We start from the raw sequence: 9,009 nt of genomic DNA, 5'->3' as shown, positions 1-9,009 counted from the left end.
GGTTTTCGTATTTATTTCTGATATAAGTTAATTTTTCTTCTAGCTTTTTTGGAGTAGTTCCCCTAAATAGTGCTCTCATTATTTCATAATTAGTTAACAACCTAAAATCTCCGATGTTTTGTTTATAGTCTTGATTAAGGAGTATTATATACATGTTTTCAAAATGTCTATACTTGTAAATATAATCTATAACCTTTGATTTGAATTTTTTGTCTTTTATTCTCATTTTATATGTTCTTATATTTTTATTTCCGGCTATAGATTTACTCATTTCCTTTTAACTCCTTCTATAATTTTTCTTAACTACTTTTTGAATTTATAATTATTTTAAAGTTTTTATAAATATTTTGTAACTGTTAATTAACCTCTACATATTCTAAAAATTCTTCTGCTAATTCCATATAGGCTTCTGCTCCTCTAGATTTAGGATCATAGTCAATAACAGGTAACCCATAGCTTGGAGCTTCAGCTAATCTTACATTCCTCGGTATTATTGTTGTATATACTTTTCCTTTAAAATATTTTTTAACTTCATCCACTACCTGTATTGATAAGTTTGTCCTACCATCAAACATACTCAAAACAACGCCTTCTATCTCTAAATCAGGATTTAAACTCTTTTTTACTAATCTAATAGTATCCATCAATTGACTAACTCCTTCTAAAGCATAATATTCACATTGAATAGGGATTAAAACACTATCAACCGCTACTAAAGAATTGATAGTTAACAATCCTAAAGATGGAGGACAATCTATAAAAATGTAGTCATAATCGTTTCTAATATCTTTTATAACATTTCTTAAAGTCAGTTCTCTATCTTGTTTTTTAGTCAATTCTATTTCAGCACCAGCTAATTCTACATTAGAAGGCACTAAATATAAGTTTTCTATGTCTGTATTTACTATTACTTTCTTTATATCTAATCCATTAATTATAGAATCATAGATAGAATTCTCTACATCATTTTTATTTATACCAAATCCACTGGTTGTATTTCCTTGAGGATCAATATCTATAACTAATATCTTTTTCCCTTTTTTAGCAAGGCAAGCAGTAAGATTTACATTAGTAGTTGTTTTCCCAACCCCTCCTTTTTGATTGAATACTGCTATTACTTTAGCCATTGCTCACCACCTCACTTCCCCTTTTATACTATTAAAATATTTCTCTTAAATAAAATACTTTCCTGCTAATTTTTTTAATCTACAAAAAATTATATTCAATATCTAGCTAATCTTATAGAATTTTATTTATATATCTACATAAAAAAAACTCAGCACATTAGCTTCCCACTCCCCCAATTAAAAGCTAATGCACCAAGTCATAATAATTTTTTTATTAATTTATTATTTCTTTTTAGGTATCTTTACTACAACTTCTATAAAATCTCCTTTGTCTCTCTGTTCATATTTTGCATCTATCCCACTTTCTTTTATTGCATTATATGCATTTTTTAAAGTATTTAAGTATATTTTAAAATTAATTATACTTTTAATATTCTGTTTTGATTCAGGCTCTTTATCTTTTGTTATCCCTTCAAGAATATCTTTAATGAGCTTTTCTGTTTTTTTAACAGTTAAATCGTTCTTAATAACTTTATTCAATACTTCTATCTGCAACTCTTTATCTGGTAGCTTAAGAAGTGCCCTAGCATGTCTTTCCGTTAAACCATTTTCTATAAGCATTTTCTTTACTTCATCTGGTAATCTCAAAATCCTCAATTTATTAGCAATAGTAGACTGATTTTTCCCTACTTTCTCTGCCAATTCCTGCTGTGTAAATCCATGATCGTTTATTAAATTATAATATCCTTCAGCTTCTTCTAAAAAATTCAAATCTTCTCTTTGTAAATTTTCAATAAGAGCTAATACTGCCGAATCCTGATCATTCATATCTAAAACTACAACAGGAACCTTCTCTAAATTAACTAATTCAGCCGCTCTTAATCTTCTCTCTCCGGCTACTAGTTCATAACTATTATCATTTATTTTTCTGACACTAATTGGCTGTATTATACCATAAGCTTTAATTGACTGACCTAGTTCCTCTAACGATCTTTTACTAAAAGTCTTTCTAGGTTGATACGGGTTGGGTTTTATGCAATTTATAGGGATATACATAATTTCTTCTTTTAGATTGCTCATAACATCATTCCTCTCCCGAATACTTGTCCCCATTTTCTTTAATATATAGAAGTCTGCCATATAACATACAAAAGTAATAAGTCCTACAATCTATTAATATTTATTCTCTAAAAACAAATATCTTCCTTCAATGAAAATCAAAAAAATTAAACTTTCGTATTACAAAATTCCCTAATAATCTATAATTTACAACGGATTTTTCTTCGGTTTCCCCGCTTTTCTAGGATATTTTGTCAAAGTTTCATTAATTTTCTCGATTATAATCAAAGTATGCGTTATATCGCTTAACGGCAATTTTATTTTTATTACATCTAACACCTTTCCTCCTAATAATCTTATCGCCCTTTCAGATTCCTTTAATTCAGCATCGACATCTGGTCCTTTCATGGCTATAAAGAGACCTCCTACTTTCACAAATGGCAGACAGTATTCAAATAAAATATTTAAAGAAGCAACAGCTCTCGAAACGGCAATATCAAATTTTTCTCTATATTCTTTGTCACGCCCAAAATCTTCTGCTCTCCCATGTATAGCTTTTATATTACCTAACTCAAGTTCATTGATTACTAAATCTAAAAACTTAATCCTTTTTTGTAAACTGTCCATTAAAACTAATTCTATGTCTTCTCTAACTATTTTAAGAGGTATTCCCGGAAATCCGCCCCCCGTACCTATATCAATTATTTTATAACCGTCCTTTATATAATCCGTCTTTAATAACGTCAAACTATCTAAAAAATGCTTTATATCTATCTCTTTATCATCTTCTATGGCAGTTAAGTTTATTTTCTTATTCCATTCCTTTAATAATTCCTTAAATTTATAAAATTTTTCTATTTCTTCTGCTTTTAATGAAATTCCTAATTCTCTACTACCTTCTATCAAAGTGTCAATATTACTCATCATTTTCACTCCTAGTTTTTAATCTTTTTTGCTGCTCTAAATAGATAAGTAAAACTGAAATATCGGCAGGAGAAACTCCAGAAATTCTTGATGCCTGACCAATCGAATCCGGTCTTATATCATTTAACTTTTGTCTAGCTTCAAGCCTTAATCCCTCTATTTTACTGTAATCAATATCTTTAGGTAATTTCTTGTTTTCTAATTTTTTAAACTGTTCAATCTGTTTTAACTGTTTATTAATATAGCCTTGATATTTAATCTGAATTTCTACCTGCATTCTTATTTCTCTTGGAAGTTTTGGTCTATTCTTATCGATTTCAGCTAAAATTTCATATGATAATTCAGGTCTTTTTATTAAATCATACAAAGTCGTTGGTGCTTTTAATGGTGTACTATTTTTAGAAGTTAAAAATTCCTGTATTTCTTTAGTCGGCGTAATTTTAATATTTTTTAATCTCTTTATTTCTTCCTCTATTTTCTGCCTTTTATATACTACCTTCTTATATCTCTCCTCATCGGCTAAACCTATTTTATAACTTTTTTCAGTTAGTCTTAAATCTGCATTATCTTGTCTTAAAATCAATCTGTATTCTGCTCTAGATGTCATCATTCTATAAGGCTCATTTGTCCCTTTAGTTACTAAATCATCTATTAATACACCTATATATGCCTCTGATCTATCTAAAATAAAAGGTTCTTTACCTCTTAATTTAAGAACCGCATTTATTCCTGCAATGATACCTTGTGCCGCCGCTTCTTCATATCCCGATGTTCCATTTATCTGTCCAGCAAAATATAAATTCTCAATCTCTTTATACTCTAATGTTCTCTTTAACTGTGTCGGATCTATACAATCGTATTCTATAGCATAAGCTGGTCTCATTATTTCAACATTTTCTAATCCGGGAACTGTTCTAAGCATCTTAATCTGCACTTCTTCTGGTAATGAAGTTGACATTCCCTGTACATACATCTCACAAGTATCTAGTCCTTCCGGCTCTATAAATATCTGATGTTTCTTTTTATCTGAAAACCTAATTATCTTATCTTCAATTGAAGGACAATATCTAGGTCCAACACCCTCTATTTCACCAGCATATAATGGTGATCTATTCAAATTATCTAATATGACCTTATGAGTCTCCTCATTAGTATAAGTTAACCAACAAGGTACCTGATCTTTTTCAATTTTATCATTTAAAAAAGAAAAAGGAACTATTTCTTCATCTCCAGGCTGAACTTCCATTTTACTAAAATCAATACTATCTCTATGTATCCTTGCAGGTGTTCCAGTTTTAAATCTTCTTAATTTTACTCCTATCTTTTTTAAAGATTCTGATAAATGATTAGCAGGGAAAAGTCCATTAGGTCCACCTTCAAAATTAACTTCTCCTATAAATATTCTACCTTTAAGATAAGTACCCGTAGCTAATATAACTGCTCTTCCTGAATAAACACCGCCAGTCTTTGTAACTACTCCTGTAACCTTTTTATCTTCTACTAAAATTTCTATAACTTCTGCCTGCTTTAAATCTAAATTCTTCTGTTCTTCAATAACTTGTTTCATACTAGATTGATATCTCTTTTTATCTGCTTGTGCTCTTAAAGAATGTACTGCTGGCCCCTTTGATGTATTTAACATTCTACTCTGAATAAAAGTTTTATCAATATTTTTTCCCATTTCCCCACCTAAAGCATCTATTTCTCGAACTAAATGTCCCTTTCCAGTACCACCTATTGCGGGATTACATGGCATAAGTGCTATAGAATCCAAATTTATTGTAAGTAAAAGAGTTTTCATACCCATTCTCGCAGCTGCAAGAGCAGCTTCACAACCTGCATGTCCTGCTCCGATAACAATAATATCATATTCACCAGCTTGATACTTCATAGAAGCTTCCTCCTTTTAAACAAATAAACTTATTTGCCTATGCAAAATTCTTCAAATATCTTATCAATAATATCTTCTGTAACAGTATCGCCTGTTATTTGACCTAAATTTTCCCAACAATCTTTAACATCAACTTCTATACAATCTATAGGCATGCCCATTTCAATAGACTCGATCGCCTCTTCAATATTCTTTTTAGCTTTAAGTAATAAACTCTTATGTCTAGCATTTGTAACTATTGTATTATCCTTTATTTTTATCTCCCCTGCAAAAAACATTTCTTTTAAAGAATCTTCTAATACTTCTAATCCTTCTCCTTTAATTATTGAAGTTTCTATTATCTTTTTACCCGGTAAAATTTTCTCTATTTCCTCTCTACTTACTACTGGTGGTAAATCTATTTTATTTGTCAAAACTACTACTTTCTTGTTTTTAACCAATCTAGCAATTTCCATATCTTCCTCAGTTAATTCTTTAGATACATCAAAAAGCACAATAACTAAATCAGCTTCTTCTAATAAACTTTTTGCTCTTTCGACCCCTATTCTCTCAACCACATCTTCTGTTTCCCTTATACCTGCAGTATCTATTATCTTTAAAGGAATTCCTTTAATATTTACATACTCTTCTATTATATCTCTAGTAGTACCAGGTATATCTGTTACAATAGCTCTATTTTCTCTAAGTATTGCATTCATAAGTGAAGATTTACCAACATTAGGTTTACCAAGTATTACTGTTTTTAATCCTTCTCTTAATATCTTTCCTGTATATACTGTATCTAAAAGTTTTTCTATTCTTTTTAAGACATTATTTCCCTCATCTAGCAGCCCTTCGTATGTCATGGTTTCTATATCTTCTTCTGGGAAATCTATACTAGCCTCTATATTCGCTAACATTCTCAATAAAATCTCTCTAATTTCATTTATCTCCTTTGATAATCCACCCTCAAGTTGATTAAAAGATACATCAAAACTCGAATCAGTTTTAGCTCTAATTAAATCAATTACTGCCTCAGCTTGTGATAAATCTATTCTTCCATTTAAAAAAGCCCTTTTTGTAAATTCACCAGGCTCTGCAAGTCTAGCCCCGTTTTCCAATACTATCTCTAAAATTCTCCTTACAGGTATCATTCCACCATGACAATTTATTTCTACAATGTCCTCTTTTGTATAAGTATATGGTGCTTTCATATATACAGCCAATACTTCATCTATCTTCTTACCAGTATCAGGCTCTACTATGTATCCATATGTTAATCTTCTCTCTTGAAAATCACTTAATTTTCTTTCTTTTTTAGTTCTAAAGATTTTATCTACTATTTCCAATGCTTTTTCACCGCTAATTCTCACAATTCCAATACCAGCTTCTCCGGGTGCTGTAGCAACAGCAGCAATTGTATCAAAATACACCTTAACTCACCTCATTTAATTTATAATAGACTAATATTAGTATACCAAATTAATCTTCAAGCAAAACATAAACCCAGTATTAATACTGGGTTTTTGATGTTTCTCTTTTATAACTGATTACTACTCTCCTAAATGGTTCTTCTCCTTCACTAAACGTTTCTACATAAGGATTGTTTTGAAGTGTTGAATGTATAATCCTTCTTTCATTAGAATTCATTGGTTCAAGTTTTATATCTCTTCTTAATCTCTTTGCTTTAAATGCCATCTTTTCAGCCAATCTAATAAGAGTTTCCTCTCTCTTCTTCCTATAGTTATTAACATCTAAAAAAACTCTAATATAATTCTCTCTTTCTTTATTTACAATCAAACCAACAAGATATTGTATAGAATCTAAAGTCTTTCCTCTTTTTCCTATTAAAATACCCATATCTCTATCGCTTATATCTTTAATATCTATAAATAAACTCGTTCCTTCTCTCTTAATATTAGCATTAGCATCTATCTTCATTTTACTGAAAAGCATCTTTAAAAAATTTCCTGCAATTTCTACTGGGTCATTCACAACAGTAACTTCTACTTTAGCATCTTTACAACCTATAATTCCTAAAAAACCCTTACTAGGTTCTTCCAAAACTTTAACAAGCACATCATCTCTATCTGCACCTAACTCCAATAAAGCTTCCTTAACAGCATCATCAATAGTCTTAGCTATTTTAACTATAGACTTCATATTAATTTGACTCCTCCTTAACATTGCCTGTAGATCTATTAATCAAATACTGTTGTACTATTTGGAAAATATTACTTACAACCCAGTATAATGCAAGACCTGCTGGCGTATTTTTAGCAAAGAAAAATATCATAAAAGGAAACATGATAGTCATAGTTTTTTGAGTAGCCTCTGCCTGTGCATTTCCTCCCGATGTATTCGTCATCTTACTAGTAAGATACGTTGTAATAGCAGCTAAAATAGGAAGTATCCACGGATCTGGATTATTTAAATTAGAAATCCAAAAAAATGTTTTATTTATAGATTCATACACGGCTTCACTGCCAAATATATAATTTACAGGATTTTGCAATACCCTAAAAAAGCCAATAATTATAGGAAATTGAATCAATATAGGAAAACAACCACTAAAAGGATTCACATTATTTTCCTTATATAATTCCATTATTTTAATATTTAGAGTCTGCTGATCATTTTTATATTTATCCTGCAGCTCCTTTATCTTAGGTTGGAGTTCCTGCATTTTTTTCATTGATCTCATCTGTTTTAACGTTAATGGTAATAAAATAAATCTCAAAATTATTGTAGCTATTATAATAGCAATAGAATATGCAGAAAATAATTTAGCATCAAACCCCAAATTATATACAAAATTATAAACAACCCTAACTAATGCTCCCAAAGGTTTAGCAAATAAATCTATCATTCAATAACCTCCTCTTTATTCCAACGGATCGTAGCCTCCAGGGTTAAGAGGATTACATCTAACAATTCTCTTTATACTCTTAAATCCGCCTTTTATTAACCCATATTTTTCGATAGCTTTAATTGAATATTCAGAACATGTCGGATAAAACCTACACGTTCTAGGTTTTAACGGTGAAATAAATTTCTGATACCATCTTATTAAGATTATAATCAATTTTTTCATATATACACCCTATTTTAATAATTTGGTTTTCTTAAATAAATGTAACATCGCACTTTCTATTTCCTTATATCCCTGTTCTACAGCTACTCTTTTAGGTATAAACACTAAATCATATCCTTGTTTCAACTTATCGCAATTCAACCTATAAGCTTCTTTTATCAATCTTCTAATTCTATTTCTCACTACACTTTTTCCTATCTTTTTAGTAACAGAAAAACCAACTCTATTGTAATTTAAATTATTTTTAATAAAAAAAATTACTAGATACTTATTAGCATAAGAATCTCCATATTTATACACTCTTTTAAATTCTCTACTATTCCTAAGCTTTAATTTCTTCTTGTCCATTCTAATTCCCCTTAAATATCCTGGAAATTAACATAAAAAGGCCACTAATATGCGGCCTTATGCTGTCAACCTCTTTCTGCCCTTTCTTCTACGTCTCTTTAACACATTTCTTCCTGATTTTGTACTCATTCTCTTTCTGAACCCATGCTCTTTCTTTCTCTGTCTTTTCTTTGGCTGATATGTTCTTTTCATTTCAAATACACCCCCTTCAACAACTACTAAACTTTCTTTCCTTTATTTATATAAAGCATTGCATTTATCCAAAAAAGCAGACACTACTATTGATTATAGCTATATTATATCTCTATGTCAAGAATTTAATGTATTTACCAGAGATTTCGCATCAAATTTCCAGTAAAAAATTTGTTTTTACTAAAATTTTATTTTTTAACATTTACTTGAATAACTGGGAAGCCTGTAGACCGATAGGTCTTAAAAATAGTTACACCTCCCCCTACCCCAAGAAATTTTAATAATCAATTTCCAGTTTTATTTTTAATTATGTTTTTTCAAATATTGGATTTATCCAATCAGCTTCTATAGTAAATCTTTCATCTCTTATATCTTCAATAATATCTATCTGCAACATTCTTTTCTTTCTAAATCCTCTAATACACCTAAAGAAATATAATTGCATAAGATTAAAT

Annotated in this window: 11 protein-coding genes; all 11 read right to left on the bottom strand. The window is 29.8% G+C overall.

From position 1 onward, the window contains the following. Positions 1–271, bottom strand: a 271-nt coding sequence (locus BUB51_RS10930) for a hypothetical protein (RefSeq protein WP_200791955.1), incomplete at its 3' end; no start/stop codon positions are given. 85 nt (positions 272–356) lie between these two features. Further along, on the bottom strand, positions 357–1,127 hold the full coding sequence (locus BUB51_RS10925) for a ParA family protein (RefSeq protein ID WP_073197726.1): 771 nt from the start codon (positions 1,125–1,127) through the stop codon (positions 357–359). A 222-nt stretch (positions 1,128–1,349) separates the two neighbouring features. After that, positions 1,350–2,147 carry a nucleoid occlusion protein gene (gene noc, locus BUB51_RS10920; RefSeq protein WP_073197724.1) on the bottom strand — a complete coding sequence of 266 codons (798 nt, stop codon included), beginning with the start codon at positions 2,145–2,147 and terminating at the stop codon, positions 1,350–1,352. 186 nt (positions 2,148–2,333) lie between these two features. Beyond that, on the bottom strand, positions 2,334–3,050 hold the full coding sequence (gene rsmG, locus BUB51_RS10915; protein ID WP_073197723.1) for a 16S rRNA (guanine(527)-N(7))-methyltransferase RsmG: 717 nt from the start codon (positions 3,048–3,050) through the stop codon (positions 2,334–2,336). Further along, positions 3,043–4,941 carry a tRNA uridine-5-carboxymethylaminomethyl(34) synthesis enzyme MnmG gene (mnmG, locus tag BUB51_RS10910; RefSeq protein ID WP_073197721.1) on the bottom strand — a complete coding sequence of 633 codons (1,899 nt, stop codon included), beginning with the start codon at positions 4,939–4,941 and terminating at the stop codon, positions 3,043–3,045. Before mnmG ends, rsmG begins: the two co-directional genes overlap by 8 nt. Positions 4,942–4,970: 29 nt before the next feature. Continuing rightward, complete coding sequence (mnmE, locus tag BUB51_RS10905; RefSeq protein WP_073197719.1) at positions 4,971–6,353, bottom strand: tRNA uridine-5-carboxymethylaminomethyl(34) synthesis GTPase MnmE; 1,383 nt, start codon at positions 6,351–6,353, stop codon at positions 4,971–4,973. A gap of 79 nt (positions 6,354–6,432) precedes the next feature. Then, positions 6,433–7,083 (bottom strand): RNA-binding cell elongation regulator Jag/EloR, encoded by a 651-nt coding sequence (gene jag / locus BUB51_RS10900; RefSeq protein ID WP_035163920.1) that lies wholly within the window; start codon positions 7,081–7,083, stop codon positions 6,433–6,435. A gap of 1 nt (position 7,084) precedes the next feature. Next, complete coding sequence (locus BUB51_RS10895; protein ID WP_073197717.1) at positions 7,085–7,789, bottom strand: YidC/Oxa1 family membrane protein insertase; 705 nt, start codon at positions 7,787–7,789, stop codon at positions 7,085–7,087. Positions 7,790–7,804: 15 nt separating this feature from the next. Continuing rightward, positions 7,805–8,014: a membrane protein insertion efficiency factor YidD gene (gene yidD, locus BUB51_RS10890; protein ID WP_073197715.1), complete on the bottom strand. Its 210-nt coding sequence runs from the start codon at positions 8,012–8,014 to the stop codon at positions 7,805–7,807. Between the two features lie 9 nt (positions 8,015–8,023). After that, positions 8,024–8,362, bottom strand: coding sequence for a ribonuclease P protein component (rnpA, locus tag BUB51_RS10885; RefSeq protein WP_035163917.1), 339 nt, complete (start codon positions 8,360–8,362; stop codon positions 8,024–8,026). 57 nt (positions 8,363–8,419) lie between these two features. After that, positions 8,420–8,554, bottom strand: a complete 135-nt coding sequence (rpmH, locus tag BUB51_RS10880) for a 50S ribosomal protein L34 (protein WP_035163916.1) — start codon at positions 8,552–8,554, stop codon at positions 8,420–8,422. Positions 8,555–9,009: the final 455 nt, after the last annotated feature.

Origin of the sequence: Caloranaerobacter azorensis DSM 13643 (assembly GCF_900129995.1) — a bacterium.
GTDB classification, from domain to species: domain Bacteria; phylum Bacillota; class Clostridia; order Tissierellales; family Thermohalobacteraceae; genus Caloranaerobacter; species Caloranaerobacter azorensis.
This window is presented reverse-complemented; position numbering and strand designations above follow the sequence as displayed.